The organism is Sodalis ligni, assembly GCF_016865525.2.
GTDB classification, from domain to species: domain Bacteria; phylum Pseudomonadota; class Gammaproteobacteria; order Enterobacterales; family Enterobacteriaceae; genus Acerihabitans; species Acerihabitans ligni.
This window is the reverse complement of record NZ_CP075169.1, coordinates 1732830-1753076: the sequence shown is the minus strand read 5'-3', so window position 1 is coordinate 1753076 and position 20247 is coordinate 1732830. Positions and strand designations below refer to the sequence as shown.

12 protein-coding genes and 4 pseudogenes are annotated in these 20247 nt (G+C 54.3%); 7 read left to right on the top strand and 9 right to left on the bottom strand.

Going from position 1 to position 20247, the window contains the following annotated elements; all coding sequences use genetic code 11:
• Nucleotides 1-40 precede the first annotated feature (40 nt).
• Nucleotides 41-1242 (bottom strand): annotated as a pseudogene (locus GTU79_RS08240) (serine hydrolase).
• A gap of 957 nt (nucleotides 1243-2199) precedes the next feature.
• On the opposite strand from GTU79_RS08240, the pseudogene GTU79_RS08235 reads away from it, so the two are divergent.
• A pseudogene (locus GTU79_RS08235) lies at nucleotides 2200-2825 on the top strand (glutathione S-transferase family protein).
• A gap of 34 nt (nucleotides 2826-2859) precedes the next feature.
• Here GTU79_RS08235 and GTU79_RS08230 read toward each other — a convergent pair.
• Nucleotides 2860-3969 (bottom strand): PQQ-dependent sugar dehydrogenase, encoded by a 1110-nt coding sequence (locus tag GTU79_RS08230; protein WP_214513835.1) that lies wholly within the window; start codon nucleotides 3967-3969, stop codon nucleotides 2860-2862.
• A gap of 414 nt (nucleotides 3970-4383) precedes the next feature.
• On the opposite strand from GTU79_RS08230, the gene GTU79_RS08225 reads away from it, so the two are divergent.
• The 3 genes from GTU79_RS08225 to GTU79_RS08220 all read left to right on the top strand — a co-directional run bounded on the left by GTU79_RS08225 (nucleotide 4384) and on the right by GTU79_RS08220 (nucleotide 5608).
• Nucleotides 4384-4947: a 5'-nucleotidase, lipoprotein e(P4) family gene (locus GTU79_RS08225; protein ID WP_253073508.1), complete on the top strand. Its 564-nt coding sequence runs from the start codon at nucleotides 4384-4386 to the stop codon at nucleotides 4945-4947.
• A 44-nt stretch (nucleotides 4948-4991) separates the two neighbouring features.
• A complete protein-coding gene (locus GTU79_RS30140) occupies nucleotides 4992-5153 on the top strand; it encodes a hypothetical protein (RefSeq protein ID WP_253073507.1) in 162 nt (53 codons plus the stop codon).
• Between the two features lie 155 nt (nucleotides 5154-5308).
• Nucleotides 5309-5608, top strand: a complete 300-nt coding sequence (locus tag GTU79_RS08220; RefSeq protein ID WP_214513834.1) for a hypothetical protein — start codon at nucleotides 5309-5311, stop codon at nucleotides 5606-5608.
• Nucleotides 5609-6322: 714 nt separating this feature from the next.
• On the opposite strand, the gene gsiD is transcribed toward GTU79_RS08220, so the two are convergent.
• The 5 genes and pseudogenes from gsiD to GTU79_RS08195 all read right to left on the bottom strand — a co-directional run bounded on the left by gsiD (nucleotide 6323) and on the right by GTU79_RS08195 (nucleotide 12714).
• Nucleotides 6323-7228 (bottom strand): glutathione ABC transporter permease GsiD, encoded by a 906-nt coding sequence (gene gsiD / locus GTU79_RS08215; RefSeq protein WP_203522236.1) that lies wholly within the window; start codon nucleotides 7226-7228, stop codon nucleotides 6323-6325.
• A gap of 9 nt (nucleotides 7229-7237) precedes the next feature.
• A complete protein-coding gene (gene gsiC, locus GTU79_RS08210) occupies nucleotides 7238-8158 on the bottom strand; it encodes a glutathione ABC transporter permease GsiC (protein ID WP_214513833.1) in 921 nt (306 codons plus the stop codon).
• A 9-nt stretch (nucleotides 8159-8167) separates the two neighbouring features.
• Nucleotides 8168-9708 (bottom strand): annotated as a pseudogene (gsiB, locus tag GTU79_RS08205) (glutathione ABC transporter substrate-binding protein GsiB).
• 28 nt (nucleotides 9709-9736) lie between these two features.
• Nucleotides 9737-11770, bottom strand: a complete 2034-nt coding sequence (locus GTU79_RS08200) for a dipeptide ABC transporter ATP-binding protein (protein ID WP_203522238.1) — start codon at nucleotides 11768-11770, stop codon at nucleotides 9737-9739.
• Nucleotides 11770-12714, bottom strand: coding sequence for an isoaspartyl peptidase/L-asparaginase family protein (locus GTU79_RS08195; RefSeq protein ID WP_203522239.1), 945 nt, complete (start codon nucleotides 12712-12714; stop codon nucleotides 11770-11772). Before GTU79_RS08195 ends, GTU79_RS08200 begins: the two co-directional genes overlap by 1 nt.
• 343 nt (nucleotides 12715-13057) lie before the next feature.
• Here GTU79_RS08195 and moeA point away from each other — a divergent pair, with 343 nt between their 5' ends.
• Entirely contained in the window at nucleotides 13058-14293 is a 1236-nt protein-coding gene (gene moeA, locus GTU79_RS08190) for a molybdopterin molybdotransferase MoeA (RefSeq protein WP_203522240.1), read from the top strand.
• A 50-nt stretch (nucleotides 14294-14343) separates the two neighbouring features.
• A complete protein-coding gene (moeB, locus tag GTU79_RS08185) occupies nucleotides 14344-15105 on the top strand; it encodes a molybdopterin-synthase adenylyltransferase MoeB (protein WP_203522241.1) in 762 nt (253 codons plus the stop codon).
• Nucleotides 15106-16013: 908 nt separating this feature from the next.
• Here the strand turns inward: moeB and GTU79_RS08180 are convergent.
• Nucleotides 16014-17607, bottom strand: a pseudogene (locus GTU79_RS08180) (ABC-F family ATPase).
• 782 nt (nucleotides 17608-18389) lie between these two features.
• Nucleotides 18390-18908: an outer membrane protein OmpX gene (gene ompX / locus GTU79_RS08175; RefSeq protein ID WP_132922697.1), complete on the bottom strand. Its 519-nt coding sequence runs from the start codon at nucleotides 18906-18908 to the stop codon at nucleotides 18390-18392.
• 796 nt (nucleotides 18909-19704) lie between these two features.
• On the opposite strand from ompX, the gene dps reads away from it, so the two are divergent.
• Nucleotides 19705-20208: a DNA starvation/stationary phase protection protein Dps gene (gene dps / locus GTU79_RS08170; RefSeq protein WP_203523128.1), complete on the top strand. Its 504-nt coding sequence runs from the start codon at nucleotides 19705-19707 to the stop codon at nucleotides 20206-20208.
• Nucleotides 20209-20247: the final 39 nt, after the last annotated feature.

Here is a 20247-nt window from a genome sequence, read left to right as displayed (position 1 = left end):
TCAACCGGCGGAAACCTCCCCTTGGGGAGGTTTTTATTGATCAGTGCATGGCAAACCCAAACCAGCTGTGCAGTTTTGCAGGAACCAATCCCAGATGTTACGGAAAAATCCGCCGCGCTGCACCTCATCCATCACCACCAATGGTCGTTGCGCAATCACTTTGCCGTCTAACTGGAAATCGATGGTGCCCACCACCTGATGGCGCGACAGCGGCGCTTCCAGATAGGGTGAGTTTAACGTGAAGGATGCTTTCAAACCTTTCATCTGACCCTTGGGCAGCGTTACGGAAGCATCCTTGGCGACACCGAGATCCACTTCGCTGCGATCGCCGAACCATACCCGCTGGCGGGTAAAGGCATGAGCCGCAGTAATCGGCGTCGCCGTCTCATAAAAGCGGAATCCCCAGGTCAGCAGCTTCTCGCTCTCGCGAAAGCGCACGCTGTCGGTGGGTGCGCCCAGCACTACTGAAATCAGCCGCATTCCGCTGTCGGTGGCCGAGGCCACCAGACTGTGACCCGCGCCGTCGGTATAGCCGGTTTTGATACCGTCCACATTCAGATTACCGTCCCAAAGAAGACGATTACGGTTCAATTGCTTGATTTTATTGTAGGTGAATTCTTTCTGCTTATGCAGCGCATACTCATCCGGTGCGTCCTGAATCAACGCCTGGCTCAGCAAGGCCATATCCCGCGCGGTGCTGTATTGTCCTCCGGCATCCAGACCATGGACGGTCATAAAGTGGGTATTTTTCAGGCCAAGGGCATCGACATATTTATTCATCAGGCTGACAAACGCATCCTGGCTGCCGGCGACATAGTCCGCCAAGGCGATGCTGGCGTCATTACCGGATTGAATAACCACCCCGTTGTTCAAATCGGCTACCGAAACCTGTTCGCCGGGCTTTAGAAACATTAAAGAGGAACCGCGCAATTCCGGATTGCCGGTGGCCCAGGCATCTTTGCCGATGGTGACTTTATCTTGCTGGGTAATCTTCCCGGCCTTGATGGCCTGGCCGATGACATAACTCGCCATGATCTTGGTCAGGCTGGCGGGATCAAGGCGCTGATCGGCATTGGATTCCGCCAAAACGGTGCCGCTTTGGTAATCCATCAGGATATAGGCCTTGGCATTGATTTGCGGCACACCGGGCGCCGTCTCCGCCTGGGCGGCCGGAACGGTGAACACCAACAGGGCGCCGAGGGTAAGCCCATGACATTTATGTGGGAGAGCGAAATTCTTCATGACGTGGCCAGAGTATCCATTCAAAATAAAATGGTTACCGCGTTACTCACGGTAGTGGATTGAGCGTAGCAACCTGATAAACAGCTTTCAGGATGTAGGAATCATGTTCCAGTTGGTTGAGTTTATTCAATACCCCTTAACTTTGCCGCATCAAGAACTCATTTTCAGCATTTTTGTGTCCTGATGTGACGCCGATCGCCATCATCCCAGTGGCAATGAGGCCAATGGTATTCCCCAGCAAAACTGCGTCAACGGTAATAACGCAACCGGCAGGTTAACCAACGGCACGGAACGGATGAGGTTCTCACCACGGTATCGATGCGGCGCAGCACGCTATTTCGCCATCATAAATGCCGTTGGATGATATCCGGCGGAATTCCCGACGGCGGCCCGCCTATGATTGAAAAGAGCGTGGCCGTCCTCCCTATCGGAGATCTCTCACCAGCAGCGGCAGTAAAAGAAAGGCATAAATCAGATAAATAGCACTTCGCTTGCGCGGAATTCTCCCGAATCAAATACACTACTGCGGCCGGATGGGGATGATGCCAAAGAATAACAATATCGTACTTACCATTCTCATCAAGGTCATGAAAACGATTTTTCTGGATAAAGAAAATGTGATCCCGGCCTTTCATCTGATGATTGAATCTTAAATATCATAAAGGCCTATCTTGTTCTTTGCTTAGCGGTCAGCTCTAATACAAAATACCAGTAAGAAGCTTTTATATAAAATATCATTATTATATTAATTAATTTTTCAGGTAAATATTCATACATCATGCATAAAACAGCCGATAACACCATATGGAGGGATAACGCATACCGGTTATTCTAAAATTAACCAAAAATCGATGGAACATATAAGATTAAGCGAGCAGTTGCTGCCTTTATGGACGTCTTACGGGGCATTAACCACAAAGAACTATCGTCAATAACGTTTGATACTGAGAGGGCGCGATGCTGACGATCTGGGGACATGAAAACTCGATAAATGTTAAAAAGTGTTATGGTGTGCCGCAGAACTTGATCTTACCTATACTGCCATTCCCGCCGGAGGCGTACATGGCAAGGTTAACGATCCTATTTTTCTTTCCCTCAATCCTAACGGCCTGGTGCCTTGCCTGCAGGACGATGAAAATGACCTGGTATTATGGGAATCCCATACCATCGTACGTTACTTAGCGGCCCGATACGGCCAGAGCACCTGGTTGCTGACGGATGCATCGGTACGCGCCGCCGCCGAAAAATGGATGGATTGGGTTCTATCCAGTTTGGCGCCGGCACTGGAGCCATTATTGAGCAATGCCGGCCCGGGAAAGGGGAACCTTCGTGATCAGAAGCTCTCAATTGCCGGCATCAAACGCTGCGAGCTGTTATTTGATATTGCCGAGACCGCGCTGGAAAAACAGCCTTATTTTTCCGGCAGCGGTTTTGGTATCGGCGATATCCCCATCGGCTGCTATGCCTATCATTGGTTCAATATGAGTATCCGTCGCAAGCCGCGCACGCATTTACAGCATTGGTACGACGCCGTTTCGGCCAGGCCCGCCTTTCAAGCCCGAGTCATGATACCGCATACCTGACATTATACCGGGCGCCCCGGCGTCCGGGACAAGATTATTCCAGTTCCAACCGAAGCAATTCCCCTTTGCGCTCATCCGTCAGCACATAGACATAACCGTCCGGACCGACCCGCACGTCACGAATACGTTTGCCCCGCGCCTCCAGCAAACGTTCCTCTGACGCCACCTTATCTCCATCCAGCGTTAACCGTATCAATGCCTGCTGCTTCAGCGCCCCGATAAACAAAGAATGCTGCCAGGAAGGGAAACGGTCCGCATCGTAAAATGCCATGCCGCTCACCGCCGGGGATTTTTGCCAATACCACACGGGCTGTACGGTTCCAGCCACTGCCCCGCCCTGCGCTTCGGGTATTTTCAAGCCGGAATAATTGATACCATAGGTAGCGATGGGCCAGCCGAAGTTGGCCCCTTTGGAGATGATATTCACTTCATCTCCTCCCTTTGGCCCGTGCTCATTTTCCCATACCACGCCAGTCCAAGGGTTAAGCGCCAGCCCTTGGGGATTACGATGCCCCAGCGACCATATTTCCGGCCGGGCGTTCTCATCATGTACGAAGGGATTGTCCGGCGGTATGTCGCCTTCACCGGTCAAACGCACGATTTTGCCCTGATGCTTGGTGAGATCCTGCGCGGTAGGACGACGGTTGTTTTCCCCCAGGCTGATAAATAGAAACCCCTCCCGATCAAAAACCAGACGACCGCCGAAATGCTCGCCGCTGGAGAGCTTAGGCTTTTGGCGAAAGATGACTTTGAAATCCGTCACCCTGTGATGGTCTTCCGAAAAACGGCCATCCCCCACCGCCGTTCCGGCATCATTTTTTCCCTGCTCGGCAAAGCTTAGATAAACACGCCGCGTTTGGGCGAAGTCGGGGGCCGGCAATACGTCAAACAGCCCTCCTTGTCCATGGGTATAGACAGAGGGAATCCCTTCGATAGGCGCCGATAAGGGCTGTCCGGGCAGCCAATAGCGGAGCCTGCCGGGCCGCTCCGTGATCAATAGTCCTTCATCCAGGGGCAAAAAAGCCAGCGACCAGGGGTGGTCCAGGCCCGTCAATATCGATGTAACCCGCGTTTCGGCCGTCCTTCCCTGCCCGCTCGTCAAAAGCAGTCCCACCGACAGCAGCCAGGCGAATATACTTCGCATGTGATTATCTCCCTCATAGGATTCCTGATTAAGCTTAGAAATGACCCGGAGGTTACGCGATGAAGGTTTGCCAGTTTTACATTAACTGACAAAGCGGTTGGATATAGAGGGCTCTCTGCCGCTGTATCGGTATAAGGGGAATGGCAATTGAGCCAAGCCGTCACGGACAGTTATTTTTTTGCTTTAAAATTAATGAATTGCATATTGCTAATTAATTTATGATTATGATAAATATTATTAACATTATGACTACCCCAACGAGGGGGACACATTTGTCCTCCAATAAGGCTGGTTCAAAGCCCTCATAACCGCCCGGATAAAGAGGGGCGTTGCAGCAGGAGTGAGATAAGGAGTGGCAATGCATACTTTAAAATCCGGCCTCGCCATTATTATCCTTAGTCTTTCGGCCAGCGGATGCATTTCCGGCAGCCGTCAACCGTTGCCGGCACGGCGCAACAGCGGCTGGCTGATCAAACGGTATTCGCCGTCAACTGGATGCAGCAATCCGGCGAATACAGCGCATTGTCATACCAAGCATTCAATGCCGCCGAAACGGCCTTTAATCAGGCGAGACCCAAACCAGGATTAAAAAAAGCCGTGGTGGTGGATCTGGATGAAACCATGATCGACAACAGCGCCTACGCCGGTTGGCAAATAAAAAACCACCAGCCCTTTACCAACGCCAGCTGGAGTCGCTGGACCCAGGCGCGTAAAGCCAAGGCGCTGCCCGGAGCGGTGGAGTTTTCCCACTACGTCAATGAGCACGGCGGGCGAATTTTTTATGTCTCCAATCGCGACCAGAAGGATTACAGCGCCACGGTGGATAACCTCAAGGCCTTGGGCTTTGCCGATGTCACACCGCAAACGCTGTTGTTAAAATCGGCCGACGGCAGTACCAATAAGGTGGAGCGTTTTAATCGGGTGGAAAAACAGGGCTATGATATCGCGGTTTTGTCGGTGATAACCTTAATGACTTAAGCGGCGAACCTTATCATCAATTAAACACCCAGCGCCGGGATTTTGTGAATCGCCACCAGGGCGATTTCGGCCATAAATATATTATGCTGCCCAATCCAAGTTATGGCGACTGGGAAAACGGTTTATCAAAAACGTACTCGAAGGCCTCCAACCAGGACAAGCTGAACATGCGCGAGCAGATGATTAATGCTTGGGATGGTAAATAATATTTTAACAAATTAATTGTTTATAGTTACAAGGATAAACGAAGAATTCTCAATGCAATCAGCGTAAGCATTATTATAATCGGCTTTTTTTGATAGTTTACAATAACACTCTATGTTAGAGTTTATATTCCATTTTCACATCATGGTAAATCATTATGTATAGCATTCAATCAACAGCAAACGCTGACAGATCCCCTCCTAACACGGCAAATTCAACAGAGCGTAACTCAAATTCTTCGGCGTTAGATACAAATCAAATAACGCGGGTCGGACAAAGTGCTCTTGGCCTGGTATCCAGCGAGCCAGGATCAAGCAAAGTGACAATGATTAAGCTAAAATCCGGCAAAGAAGTTCCTGAGGGAACATATAAAATAACCACAATGATTCTGGGTCAATTTTTAAAAACGCCGGCCCAATTGCAATGTATGAACTTGTTGAAAAATGTAAAACAGTAACCACACAATGTTCGGTGTGAGTGGCGATAAAGCAAAAGAATCTGGCCTGATTGAGAATGGTCGTATTCATGATGTTATCAGAGATATAATACTTTCCACGGTGTCTTTTGAAAAGGTACGCTGGAAATGAAAATTCATTTTCCTTGAAAAGAGGGCTACAATTATTCTGCACAAGAATGATTGTCCGGTGTAGCCGGTAAAAGTTCATGTAATGCTGATAAAAAGTATTATGGCACGCTAAATGACCGATGCCGTTCCATATGCCATAGCAATAGACTCATTGAAAAGAATTTCAATTATGATACAGATAATGCTGATTTGTATTGCATGTCTAACGGCACTTCTAGAATGAATTAACGCAACTAAAATAATCTGAGGAGTTTTAAGGGTAATAAAATCGAAGTCACTCCCTTCAATTTGCGGCCGCCGCCTCGTTTTTTCAATTCTTCAGTATATTTTGGCTACTTTTGTTGAACAATATCATTGTTGATTCTTAAAATCAGCGCTTTAAAAACATCGGCGTCGGTTTTGATGGCTTGGCTGTACATTACCTCATTGTGCTCATTGACATTTCTTGCACTTAATTTTATTGAAGTCTTTTTGATGCTTTGGCTTTCGCCAAATCCGTATCCAAGAGTTTCGCCAGTTCATTGGGCGGATGGCAGCCCCATGGCAGCGGATAATTATCCGCACCTGCCGGGCGGACATTCCCCATCAATTCTTCAGCTTCGGATCCAGCGCATCACGCAGTCCGTCCCCCAACAGATTAAAGGCCAATACCGTCAGGAAGATCGCCAGGCTGGGGAAGATGGCGATATGGGGCGCCGTGACCATATCCGCCCGCGCCTCGTTGAGCATGGCGCCCCACTCCGGCATCGGCGGCTGTGCGCCGAGGCCGAGAAACGACAGGCTGGCGGCGGTGATGATGGAGGTGCCGATGCGCATGGTGAAATAGACCACAATGGACGAGAGCGTGCCGGGCAGGATATGGCGCAGGATAATAGTGCGATCCGGGGCGCCGATGCTGCGGGCGGATTCAATAAAGGTCTGGTGCTTTAATACCAGCGTATTGCCGCGCACCAGGCGAGCGAAAGCCGGGATACTAAAAATCGCCACCGCAATAATCACATTGGTCATGCCGCTGCCCATGATAGCCACCACCGCAATGGCCAGCAAAATGCCGGGAAACGCGAACAGCACGTCGCAGATGCGCATAATCAGCCGATCGTACCAGCCCTCGTAATAACCGGCCACCAGGCCGAGGGCGGTGCCCACCACCATGCCCAGCAATACCGAAAAGAATCCCGCCGCCAGGGAGATGCGTGCGCCCATCAGAATACGGCTGAAGATATCCCGTCCCAGGGAATCCACCCCCAGCCAGTGAACCAGCGTCGGGCCTTGATCCAGCCGGTCGTAATCAAAATAATTTTCCGCATCGTAGGGCGTGAGCCAGGGGGCAAGCAGGGCCACGACTACCAGCAGCACGACAAAAATCCCCGCCGCCAGCGCCAGCGGCTGTTGTTTAAACCGGCGCCAGAACTCATGCCAGGGTGTGCGCACGGGATGGGAAGACATCACCGGCATAGCCGCGAGGGCGGCCTCGCGTCGCCAGAATTTCATTCCAAGCCCTTAATGGTACCGGATAGACGGATTGATTGCGGCATATAGCATGTCCACCAGTAAATTAATCAAAATAAATTCCAGGGAAAACAGCAACACTTCGGCCTGGATCACCGGATAGTCGCGCATTTCCACCGAATCCACCAATAAACGGCCCAGGCCGGGCCAGTTGAAAACCGCTTCCACCACAATGGACCCCCCCAGCAGGAAACCAAACTGCAGACCCATCATGGTGATAACCGGAATCATGGCGTTGCGTAAACCGTGCTTAACGATAACCCAGAATTCCCCCACCCCTTTGGCGCGGGCGGTGCGCATATAATCTTCCTGCATAACCTCCACAAAGGAGGCGCGGGTAAAACGCGCCATAATGGAAGCCACCGCCGCGCCCAGGGGGATGGAAGGCAGAATATAATGCTTAAGACTGTCAGCCCCCACGGTGGGCAGCCAGCCGAGGTAGACCGAAAATACCTGCATCAGCAGGATGCCCAGCGCAAAGGCGGGAAATGAGATGCCCGATACCGCCAATGTCATGCCGATCCGATCCGGCCAGCGATTGCGCCACACCGCCGAAACGATGCCCAGCGCCATGCCGAAAATCACCGCCCACACCATGCTGGTGAGCGTCAGCCAGAAGGTGGGCATAAACCGGGAGGCGATCTCTTCGCTGACCGGGCGTTTCGACACCAGCGACCGGCCGAAATCGCCGCGTAATGACTGGGTGAAAAACCGCAAAAACTGCTCCGGCAACGGTCTGTCCAGCCCCAAATCCTGCCGCACCAGCGCCACCACCGAAGCGTCGGCATTGGATCCCGCCACCAGCCTGGCCGGATCCCCCGGCAGCAGGTGGACGAACAGGAACACCAACACCGCCACGATCAGCAGCGTCGGCACCAGTCCCAGCAGACGCTTGATAAAATAGTTCAGCATGCGCGCGGGCTATTTCATGTCGGCGTGGGTGAAATCAAAGGAGCTGTCCGGCATCACATAAAATCCGGTGAGATTTTTACTGTGCGCGTAAAGCAGCTTTTCAGTGAGCAGGAAAACCCAAGGGGCATCGGCCCAAATTTTATCCTGAGCGTCTTTATACAAACGGGTTTTTTCCCCGCGATCGGTGGTTTTCAACGCATCGATCAGATCTTTATCCACCTGGGGATTACTGTAAAAGGCGGTATTAAAGATGGCCGGGGGAGCCGACTGGGTGGCGAACAGCGGCGTCAATGCCCAGTCCGCCTCACCGGTGGAGGCCGACCAGCCGGTATAGAGCATGCGCACGCCGGTTTCATTAACCCCTTTGGATTCCACTTGGGCGGCGCGCTGGCCTGCATCCATGGCGGTTACCGTGGTTTTGATGCCCACCTGGGCCAACTGCTGTTGCGTGAACTGCAGGGCTTTCTGAAAGGTACTGGTATTATGGGACGACCAGAGGGTGGTGGTGAAGCCGTTGGGATAACCCGCCTCTTTCAGCAGTTCCCGTGCCTTGGCCGGATCATAGGGCCAGGGTTTGTATTTCACCGAATAATCTATCCCCGCCGGCAGCGGCCCTTGCGCCGGCACGCCGTAGCCGGCATAGGCGACCTTGATCAGGGCATCTTTGTTGATGGCATAGTTGATGGCCTGGCGCACCTTGAGGTTGTCAAACGGCTTTTGCGTCACGTTCAGGCTAATATAGCGCTGCAGGATGGAGGGTGCCGAGACCAGATCCAGCTTGCTGTTTTTCGCCAGCACGGCGGCCTGTTCGTAGGGTACCGGGTAGGCGAAGGTAGCTTCACCGGTTTGCAGCATGGCGGCGCGGGTGTTGTTATCCACCACCGGCCGCCAGGTAATGCTGTCCAGTTTCGCCTCCCCTTTCTGCCAGTAGCCGTCGAAACGTTTAACCTTCACGAAATCGGTGGGGTTCCAGACCACGAATTCGTAGGGACCGGTACCCACCGGATGGAAGCCGATCTCCTTGCCGTATTTTTGCAGCGCCGCCGGAGAGATCATGGCCGCGGCCGGATGGGACAGGTTATTGATAAATGGCGAGAACGGCGTTTTCAGAGTGATTTTACCGTATCGGCATCAACCGCCTCGGTCTTATCAATCATCTTGAACAGGTTGTAACGCTTGAGATGATTATCCGGGTTACTGGCGCGGTCCAGGTTGGCCTTCACCGCGGCGGCGTTAAAGTCGGTGCCGTCCTGGAATTTAACGCCCGTGCGCAGCTTGATGGTATAGGTCAGGCCGTCGGGAGAGACCTGATAACTGTCCGCCAGGACATTCACCTGCTTCATGTCTTTATCGAAGCCGAACAGTCCTTCATAGAAGGATTTGGCCACCGCCTGGGACAACGTATCGTTGGCGTCATAGGGGTCTAGGCTGGTGAAATTGGATCCCACCGCTATCACCGCGTCCTTGGCGGCCCATGCCGGCGCTGAAGAAAGGGCTGCCAATACTGCCGCCGCCACCAGCCAGTGACATTTGTTTTTATGCTGTGTCATAACGTTTCGTTCTCCATGAAGATCCTTGTCAGTAGGCGCCGCCAACGGGGTGACGGGCAACATAATGCCCGACGCCCACCTTGACCAGCGGCGCAACCAGGGGTTCATCGCCCAGGTCCCGGACGGGGCTGGGAATTTCATCTACCAATAAAGCACTTTCAGGCCGGCGGCGCGAAGGATCGGGCACCGGCACCGCGGACATCAATTTACGGGTGTAGGGATGCTGCGGATGGGCAAACACCTCACGTCGCGGACCAATTTCCACGATTTGTCCCAGGTACATCACCGCGACCCGGTGGCTGATGCGTTCCACCACCGCCATATCGTGGGAAATAAATAAAAACGCGATGCCGAATTCCCGTTGCAAATCCAGCATCAGATTGATTATTTGCGCCTGTATAGACACATCCAGGGCGGAAACCGATTCATCGGCAATCACCACCTTGGGATTAAGGGCCAACGCCCGGGCGATGCAGATGCGCTGGCGCTGTCCGCCGGAAAATTCATGGGGATAGCGCTGGGCATGTTCCGGCAGCAGGCCGACCCGCTCCAGCAGGGTTGCTACCCGCTGCTGCGCCGCTTTTCCCTGCGCTACGCCGTGCACCAGCAGCGGCTCCATGATGGAGTAGCCTACGGTCAGCCGCGGATCGAGGGAGGCATAGGGGTCCTGGAAGATAAACTGGATATCCCGGCGCAGATGCTGCAGGGCGTTACCCTGCATTGAAATAATGGATTGTCCGTTAAAGATGATATCGCCGCTCTGGCTCTCCACCAGGCGCAGCAACGCGCGGCCGGTGGTGGATTTCCCGCAGCCGGATTCCCCCACCAGAGCCAGGGTTTCACCGGGATAAAGGGAAAAGCTGACCTTTTCCACCGCGTGCACCCGCCGCCGGATCCGGTTGAAAATGCCGCCGCGCAGATCAAATCCCGCTACCAGATCCTTCACCTGCAGGATTGGAGAGGAGCCCGGCGGTACCGTATTCTGCGGCCTTTCATCCCCGATCGCGTGTTCAATGCCACCAGTATTCAGGCCTGTTTCACTCAGTGATGGGCTGCCTGGCGGCAAGGGCAGCGGCGCGAATTTTGCGGACCGGACCGGTTCGCCGGGTCCCACGTCTTGAGCATCCGGCGCCGCCCCCGGCGAGCTTTTCAGCAGCGGAAATTTAGCCGGGAAATCGCGGCCGGCCATGGAGCCGAGCTTCGGCACCGCCGCCAGCAGCGCCCGGGTATAGGCGTGGCGCGGCGCGGAGAACAGCTGGTTTACCGACGCCGATTCCACATCGCTGCCCCGGTACATAACCAAAACCCGATCGGCCATTTCGGCAACCACCCCCATATCGTGGGTAATAAAGATTACGCCCATCTGCATTTCCCGCTGCAGACTGCGGATCAATTGCAGAATCTGCGCCTGTATGGTTACGTCCAGCGCGGTGGTGGGTTCATCGGCGATAAGCAGCGCCGGTTTGCATGATAGGGCGATGGCAATCATTACCCGCTGGCGCATGCCGCCGGATAGCTGGTGCGGAAACCTGTCGAGCATGTTCCTGGCATTGGGAATGCGCACCAGATCCAGCATGCGCAGCGCTTCGGCTCGCGCGCTGCGATGATCCTTGCCCTGATGCAGGCGGATGGATTCGGCGATTTGCTCCCCCACCGGAAAAACCGGGTTCAGCGAGGTCATCGGTTCTTGAAAAATCATCGCCATGTCGGCGCCCCGCAGGGTCCGCAGCGTGGAGGCCTTGGCCTGCGCCAGATCCAGCACCTCGCCGTTGCGGCGGCGAAACAGCAGCGTTCCGCTGTCAATACGACCGCCCCCCAGTTCCACCAGCCGCATGACCGACAGCGCCGTAACCGACTTGCCGGAGCCCGATTCCCCCACAATCGCCAGCGTTTCGCCCCGGCCAACGTCAAAAGTGATGCCCCGCACCGCGCCGATGACCTGGTTTTCATGGCTGAAATGCACGCTGAGATCGCGCACCGACAGCACCTGATGGCCGGCCAGCGCCAAACCGGCATCGGCAGTGGCCTTGTCTTGGAGACTCGTCCCCAGGTCCTGCGCCATCAGCGATAAATCCCGATCTGGATGTCGCTGTCGATATAACCGATGGCCCGGTACATGCCTTCGGCGTTAAAAGGCAACGCTACGTTGCCGGCGCGATCCACGGCGATAAGACCGCCGGTCCCGCCCATAGGCTGGATTTTTTCGAAAATGACCCGCTGGGCCGCGTCAATCAGCGTACGGCCGCCATAAGCCATCTGCGCCGCCAAATCATAGGCGGCCACGCCGCGGATAAAGATTTCACCCGTCCCGGTGCAGGAGACCGCGGCGGTAGCGTCGTCAGCATAGCAGCCGGCGCCGATAATCGGCGAGTCGCCCACCCGGCCGGCGTGCTTGTTGGTCATACCGCCGGTGGAGGTGGCGGCGGCGACATGGCCGGATGCATCGCAGGCTACCGCGCCCACGGTGCCGAGCTTGCGATCCGGATCGATAGGATCCGGCGAATCATGATCCAGCACTGAACCGCTTTCATTTTGCACTGCCTGCTGCCACTGGGCATAACGCTCCGGCGTAGCAAAGAAGTCCGGCGCCACCTGCTCAAGGCCCCGATCAAAAGCAAAAGATTCCGCGCCGGCGCCAATCAGCATGACGTGAGGACTGTGTTCCATTACCTCGCGGGCGGCCAGGATGGGATTGCGGATGCAAGACACGCCGCTGACGGCGCCGGCGGCACGGTTGCTCCCGTCCATGATGGCGGCGTCCAGCTCATGCCCGCCCTGGTGGGTATATACCGCCCCTTTGCCCGCGTTGAACAACGGACATTCTTCCAGCAGGCGCACCGCTTCGGTCACGGCGTCAACGGCGCTGCCGCCTTGGGCCAGCATCTCCTGCCCGCGCCTGACGATAACGCCCAGGGCATCGCGATATTGCCGCTCCCGTTCCCCACTCATGGCTTGGCGCGCAAGAGCACCGGCACCGCCATGGATGACTATCACTGGTCTTGTCACTGGATAAATTACCTTGCCTGCGCTTTAAATGTGAAAACCATCGCTACGCCGGTCTATGCCGACATCCCTTGTTGCTGTCACTGAAAATTATGTGGATAAATTATTTTAATAAGTGTGGCATATAACGATTAGGTTATCATTTTTGACTATATTGACCCTGCTCGCCGGTGTAAAGGAGAAATGCACCGTGTTGATTGTATAAGCGATAACGGCATTTCGTTAGTCATAACGCGGCAAAACGAACGGCAGGCTTTCATTCTCGCCGAACGCGTTTTCTGCCATAATGGCTGATTAATTCCCCTACCGGCCGCCAACTCTTCCGGCCGATGGCACAGGAGTCAAGATGGCCGAGTCACATTCTCCCTTGCTGACGCTGGAGCAAGCCCTGGTAAAAATGTTCTCCGTGGTACAGCCGCTGACGGACAGTGAAGTTCTGGCATTAACCGACGCCGCAGGTCGGGTGACCGCCGGGCCGATTATCTCGCCGGTCGACGTGCCGCCGTTTGATAACTCCGCCATGGATGGTTATGCGGTACGCCTGGCGGATTTGGCAAGCGGACTGCCGTTGCCGGTGGCCGGTAAAGCCTTTGCCGGCGCCCCGTTTACCGGCGAATGGCCGTCGGGTACGACGGTTCGCATCATGACCGGCGCGCCGACGCCGGCGGCGGCGCAAGCGGTCGTCATGCAAGAGCAGGCCGAGGTGACCGACCATGGCGTGCGTTTTACCGCCCCGGTCAAGGCGGGACAGAATATCCGGCGTATCGGCGACGACATCCGACGGGGAGAAGAAGTGCTGCCGGCCGGCCGGATGCTCGGGGCGGCGGAACTGCCGCTGCTGGCCTCCCTGGGTATTGCCGACGTGGCAGTAGTGCGCCGGCTCAAAGTGGCGCTGTTCTCCACTGGCGATGAATTACGCCCCATCGGCGCGCCGCTGGCCGCCGGACAAATTCATGATACCAATCGGTTTACCGTGCGCCTGATGCTGCGGCAAATGGGCTGCGAGGTAATCGATTTGGGTATCGTGGCCGATAACGCCGATGCCCTGCGCGACGCCTTCCGCCAGGCGGATAACCAGGCGGATCTGCTGATTACCAGCGGCGGCGTGTCGGTGGGGGAAGCTGATTACACCAAAACCGTGCTGGAAGAGTTAGGCCATATCAATTTCTGGCGCCTGGCCATCAAACCCGGCAAGCCTTTTGCCTTCGGCCGGCTGGACCATGCCTGGTTCTGCGGACTGCCGGGCAACCCGGTTTCGGCGGCAGCCACATTTTATCAGCTGGTACAGCCCGTTATCGCCCGGCTTTCCGGCCGGGTCGGCTGGCGGTTACCGGCCCGCCTACGTGCCCGGCTGCTGACGCCGTTGAAAAAGTCTCCCGGCAGGATGGATTTCCAGCGCGGCTATTTTAACAGCAACGATCGGGGCGAGATCGAGGTAAGCAGCACCGGCGACCAGGGCTCCCATGTGTTCAGTTCTTTCAGCGCCGCCAACTGTTTTATCGTGCTGCCCGCCGAGCAGGGGCCGCAGCAGGCCGGGGAATGGGTGGAAATCGAGCCTTTCAATCAATTATTGCTGGCCTAGTGCCGGCAAGTAGTGCAGGCAAGTAGTGCACGCAAGAACAGGAACGAACCATGGCAAACGAACTCAGTCATGAGGAAATGCTGCGCTATAACCGGCAAATCACCTTGCGCGGCTTTGATTTCGACGGCCAGGAAAAGCTCAAAGGGTCCGGGGCGCTGATCGTCGGCCTGGGAGGATTGGGCTGCGCCGCGTCGATGTACCTGGCCGCCGCCGGCATCGGCCGCCTCAAACTGCTGGATTTTGATCAGGTGGCGTTATCCAACCTGCAGCGGCAGATTCTGCATACCCACCGGCGCATCGGCATGGCGAAAGTGAATTCAGCCGCCGAGGCCCTGGCGCAAATCAATCCCCATGTCCACATTGCGGCCTATGACGCCATATTGGATGATGACGCCCTCGGCCCGTTAATCGACGGCAGCGATGCGGTGGTAGATTGCAGCGATAATGTCGCCACCAGGGAGCAGTTGAACCAGCTCTGTTTCAGCCGGCGCAAACCGCTGATTTCCGGCGCGGCCATTCGTATGGAGGGGCAGGTCAGCGTCTTTACCTATCAGGCCGATGAGCCCTGCTACCGTTGCCTGAGCCGCCTGTTCGGCGGCGAAACCCTAACCTGCGCCGAATCAGGCGTCATGTCGCCCCTGGTGGGTGTGATTGGTTCGCTGCAGGCCATGGAGACCATCAAGGCATTAACCGCCTTCGGCAAACCCTCCGGCGGCAAACTGCTGCTGTACGACGCCATGACCATGCAGTTCCGGGAAATGGCGCTGCATCGCGATCCCCACTGCGAGATCTGCGGTAACGCGGAAGCTTAAACCGGGCGCGTTAAAGGGAGAGCGCGCCAATGTGGTCGAAGCGGGCGTGGTTTTACCGCCCGCCCGAGCGCCACATGGCACGCTAGGCCCGACAACACGGAAGCCTAAACCGAGCGTGTTAAAGGGAGAGCGCGCCAATGTGGTCGAAGCGGGCGTGGTTTTACCGCCCGCCCGAGCGCCACATGGCACGCTAGGCCCGACAACACGGAAGCCTAAACCGAGCGTGTTAAAGGGAGAGCGCGCCAATGTGGTCGAAGCGGGCGTGGTTTTACCGCCCGCCCGAGCGCCACATGGCACGCTAGGCCCGACAACACGGAAGCCTAAACCGAGCATGTTAAAGGGAGAGCGCGCCAATGTGGTCGAAGCGGGCGTGGTTTTACCGCCCGCCCGAGCGCCACATGGCACGCTAGGCCCGACAACGCGGAAGCCTAAACCGAGCGTGTTAAAGGGAGAGCGCGCCAATGTGGTCGAAGCGGGCGTGGTTTTACCGCCCGCCCGAGCGCCACATGGCACGCTAGGCCCGACAACACGGAAGCCTAAACCGAGCATGTTAAAGGGAGAGCGCGCCAATGTGGTCGAAGCGGGCGTGGTTTTACCGCCCGCCCGAGCGCCACATGGCACGCTAGGCCCGACAACACGGAAGCCTAAACCGAGCATGTTAAAGGGAGAGCGCGCCAATGTGGTCGAAGCGGGCGTGGTTTTACCGCCCGCCCGAGCGCCACATGGCACGCTAGGCCCGACAACACGGAAGCCTAAACCGAGCATGTTAAAGGGAGAGCGCGCCAATGTGGTCGAAGCGGGCGTGGTTTTACCGCCCGCCCGAGCGCCACATGGCACGCTAGGCCCGCCAACGCGGAAGCCTAAACCGAGCGTGTTAAAGGGAGGCCATTGCATAGCCGGGCCGCTAGCTAGTTCACTCCCTGGCTGCGCAGATAATCCTCGTAGTTGCCGGTAAAGTCCGCCAGGCCGTCCGGCGTCAGCTCCAGAATACGGGTGGCCAGCGAACTGACGAACTCACGGTCATGGGAAACGAAAATCAGTGTACCCTGGTACAGTTCCAAAGCCATATTCAGCGATTCAATGGATTCCATATCGAGATGATTGGTGGGCTCGTCCATCAGCAAGATATTCGGCTTTTGCATCATGAGCTTACCGAACATCATACGGCCCTTTTCCCCGCCGGATAACACCCCGACCGGTTTATTGATATCATCCTGGCTAAACAGCAGCCGGCCAAGAATGCTGCGCACCGCCTGCTCGTCATCGCTCGGCTGTTTCCACAGGCTCATCCAGTCGAACACCGTGATATTTTCCGTAAACTCGCTGGCATGGTCCTGGGCATAATAACCAAGCTTGGCGTTTTCCGACCATTTGATTTCGCCCACCGACGGCGCCAGCTCCCCACCAGGGTCTTCAGCAAGGTGGTTTTACCGATACCGTTGGCACCAAGCACCGCTACCTTTTCCCCACTTCCAGCATCAGGTTCATATCCTTGATGAGCGGCGGCTGGCCTTCATAGCCCTGGGTAAGCTGCTGTATGGTCAGCGCGTTACGGAACAATTTTTTATCCTGCTCAAAACGAATGAACGGATTCTGGCGGCTGGAAACCTTTACTTCATCAAGCGTAATTTTTTCGATTTGCCGAGCGCGGGAGGTAGCCTGACGGGATTTAGACGCGTTGGCGCTAAAACGGCTGACGAAAGACTGCAATTCGGCAATCTGCGCCTTTTTCTTGGCATTGCCGGCCACCAACTGTTCCCTGGCCTGGGTGGAGGCGGTCATATAATCGTCGTAATTGCCTGGATAAATCCGCAGCTCGCCATAATCCAAATCCGCCATATGGGTACAGACCATATTCAGAAAATGCCGGTCATGGGAAATGATAACCATGGTGCTGTTGCGATCGTTCAGGACCTGCTCCAGCCAGCGGATGGTATTGATATCCAGGTTATTGGTGGGCTCATCCAGCAGCAGGATGTCCGGATTGGCAAACAGGGCCTGCGCCAGCAAGACCCGCAGTTTCCAGCCGGGCGCCACTTCACTCATGGGACCGTAGTGCTGTTCCAGCGGTATGCCCGCCCCCAGCAGCAGTTCACCGGCGCGTGCCTCAGCGGTGTAACCGTCCATCTCGCCGTACAGCACTTCCAGATCGGCGACCCTGTATCCCTGCTGCTCGGTCATCTCCGCCAGGGCGTAGATACCGTCGCGCTCTTCCTTCACCGCCCACAGTTCGGCATGCCCCATGATGACGGTATCGAGCACCGTAAAGTTCTCGAAGGCGAACTGGTCCTGGCGCAATTTGCCCAGCCGTTCATTAGGATCGAGGGCGATATGGCCTGAACTGGGGACTAAATCTCCGCCGAGGATTTTCATCAGGGTGGATTTCCCGCAGCCGTTGGCCCCAATCAAGCCATAGCGGTTGCCGCCGCCGAACTTGACAGAAATATTTTCAAACAGCGGCTTGCTGCCGAATTGCATGGTGATGTTATTACTGATTAGCAAAAGAGATACTCTTCATTAAAATGTGACACTGGGCACATTATGCCACAATCCGCTGCCGAATTGCGCCCCCTGTCTGCACACTCCTTCCCATGTCCGCATACCATGACAGCACAAAAGATACCCGCGCTATCCGTTTCCGGGCCGCTTGCGGGATGACGAATCTTTATCATCGTGCAGAAAAACGCATCATTTGGGCGGCCTGAAGTCGTCGCGTTCATGGCGGAATTGACGTTGATATTAAATATCCTTACAGCCAACCGTGGAGCGCAAATAATTTTTTATAAGGTTTATTTATTAAAAGACGTCCATCTTTCACAGACCCATTTTCATTTTAGCGACAGATAATTTTTGACATCGTTTATTTCGGCCTGTTTATCAACATTAAATCCCCTATCCAGCACTGCCGGGTGCTGCAGGAGTGGAAAAGGTCGAGCCTTTTAATGATTAAAGGAAGGCAATGTATCTTGGCGATGCGTCGGAGGGGAATTATAGCGCTGTGACGGCATGTCATGAAAAATTCATCGATAAAGTCATGTCGAGGTTTGTATATGTCGGTGTAACCCGCTAAGGTAATGGTCTGCATATTGCAGATTGTTTCGGCAGGATGTATTTACAGAATGTAGCTAAAAATGCAGCTACAGGCAACAATGAGTAACCGCTGGCGGGTGATTGAATAGCATATCAAGGCTGAAGACCCTGAAGAATAAGGGCATGGCTGACTTATCAACCATGCCGATGAGCGATTCTCCAACATGTTAATTCATGTCGCAGAGTAATCGCTATTAGAAGCGATAACCAACACCGGCGATCCAGGTGCCGACATCGACACTGCGGATACGGCTTTGTTCGTAAGATACGTCTATAGCAACGTTATCCATCGGGTTGAACTGAAGACCCGCGCCGTAGGAAACACCCACGTCATCGTTGCTATGGGTATCACGGACTGCAGTGGCATTATTGGTAAACTTGCCGGCGCCGATACCTACAACACCGTAGATGCTGGCCCAATCGTTGATACGGAATGCCGGACCGGCGGTAAAGCCATAGTATTGGCCTTTCTGGTAGTTGCCGTCATTGAGCTGGTTTTTTTCGAGATAAGTAAAGGAGCCGATGGCGCTCCAGGGATTGGTGTTATCCCATTCGTAGCGGTACTTCAAGTTGAAACCGCTGGCTTTGTTGACGATGCCCTGGGCATCACCCTGCGCGTAACCTGCTGTTACGGTACTGTCGCCTGCGACCGCTGAACCTGCTGTTACGGCCAAAACACAAGCTAACGCTGAAAGACATGCAATTTTTTTCATACCCACCTCAAATGTGAAATTTACGTCCTAACCACGAAAATATAACAAAAATAGCACGAAACTCTGCTTAATAATTGTTGTCCAAGTGAACGTATCGTGTAACATAAGTTTTCTGTTGCATCTATCCTATTCTTTTTCTTATGTTTTCCTCTCCGGGGCCAAAACCCACCTTTACGTATACTTACAAGATATTGAGATAATTCCGAAGCGGATGAATAAAAATAGCCCATCAAAACGATATTTCCTCAATTTTCTGTTCACATATCATGTCGCAAATTTCAGGATGATTCGTATTTTACCGCTTCGTTTATTATTTGATGAGGAAAATTCGAAAATATGGAACGTAAAATGCATTCCTCCATGGAGAAACATTGCCGGGGAAACATTGCCAAGAATAGAGGATACCGCACCCGGCGGAATTATTTTAGTACCTTTTGGTACATTTTGCCAAGGGCTTTATGCCCGGAATTAATTCGCACCGAGCCCGCTGCCTGGTTTTTTTGACCGTGACCGTTCCTTGGCCAATGCCGTTTATCAAATTTTGTTGTACTATAATATATGAAGAAGGCGTTAATTTTAAATGAAAACCATTTGTATTTGGATGCTCCGGCAGGCACGGGAGCGCGCAAAGATTATGTTAACGCCGGTGGAACTTGGCCGGTGCGCTCATGGCGGCCGGCAGGGGTAGGATGACAGGTATCAGCAATATGAGCGATAGGGAGCAAACCCTGCAAATGATGCTATACTTTTAAGCCTGAACGAATTAATAACGATCAATATTAGAGGATGATTGATGATGAGTACCGCTAAACTGGTTAAAACGAAATCTTCCGAATTAATTTATACTCGTAACAACATTGAAGAAGATTTGAAAGTCTCGACTATTGCTTTGCTTAATCGCCTGGTAGTGGAATTTGTTGATTTGGCGCTGATTACCAAGCAAGCTCACTGGAACATGCGCGGTTCCAACTTCATAGCCGTACATGAAATGCTTGATGGTTTCCGTACCGCTATCCTTGATCATCAGGACACCATTGCCGAACGTGTCGTCCAGTTAGGCGGCGTGGCTCTGGGTACGGTTCAGGTTACCAACGACAAAACGCCGTTGATTAGCTATCCCACCAATATCCACAGCGTGCAGGATCATCTGAAGGCCCTGGCGGAACGTTATGCCATCGTGGCCAACGATACACGTAAAGCAATAACCGAAGCCGATGATGATGACACGGCGGATATCTTTACCGCTGCGTCACGGGATCTTGATAAATTCCTGTGGTTTATCGAATCCAATATTGAATAAACCCGACCCGGCTGCATTCGCCGGCTGGTTTTGCAGATA

Coding starts and splice junctions, on each gene's coding strand:
- GTU79_RS08230 (WP_214513835.1), bottom strand. CDS start 3,969: ATGCGAAGTATATTCGCCTGGCTGCTGTCGGTGGGACTGCTTTTGACG.
- GTU79_RS08225 (WP_253073508.1), top strand. CDS start 4,384: ATGCATTTCCGGCAGCCGTCAACCGTTGCCGGCACGGCGCAACAGCGG.
- GTU79_RS08220 (WP_214513834.1), top strand. CDS start 5,309: ATGTATAGCATTCAATCAACAGCAAACGCTGACAGATCCCCTCCTAAC.
- gsiD (WP_203522236.1), bottom strand. CDS start 7,228: ATGAAATTCTGGCGACGCGAGGCCGCCCTCGCGGCTATGCCGGTGATG.
- gsiC (WP_214513833.1), bottom strand. CDS start 8,158: ATGCTGAACTATTTTATCAAGCGTCTGCTGGGACTGGTGCCGACGCTG.
- GTU79_RS08200 (WP_203522238.1), bottom strand. CDS start 11,770: ATGGCGCAGGACCTGGGGACGAGTCTCCAAGACAAGGCCACTGCCGAT.
- moeA (WP_203522240.1), top strand. CDS start 13,058: ATGGCCGAGTCACATTCTCCCTTGCTGACGCTGGAGCAAGCCCTGGTA.
- moeB (WP_203522241.1), top strand. CDS start 14,344: ATGGCAAACGAACTCAGTCATGAGGAAATGCTGCGCTATAACCGGCAA.
- ompX (WP_132922697.1), bottom strand. CDS start 18,908: ATGAAAAAAATTGCATGTCTTTCAGCGTTAGCTTGTGTTTTGGCCGTA.
- dps (WP_203523128.1), top strand. CDS start 19,705: ATGAGTACCGCTAAACTGGTTAAAACGAAATCTTCCGAATTAATTTAT.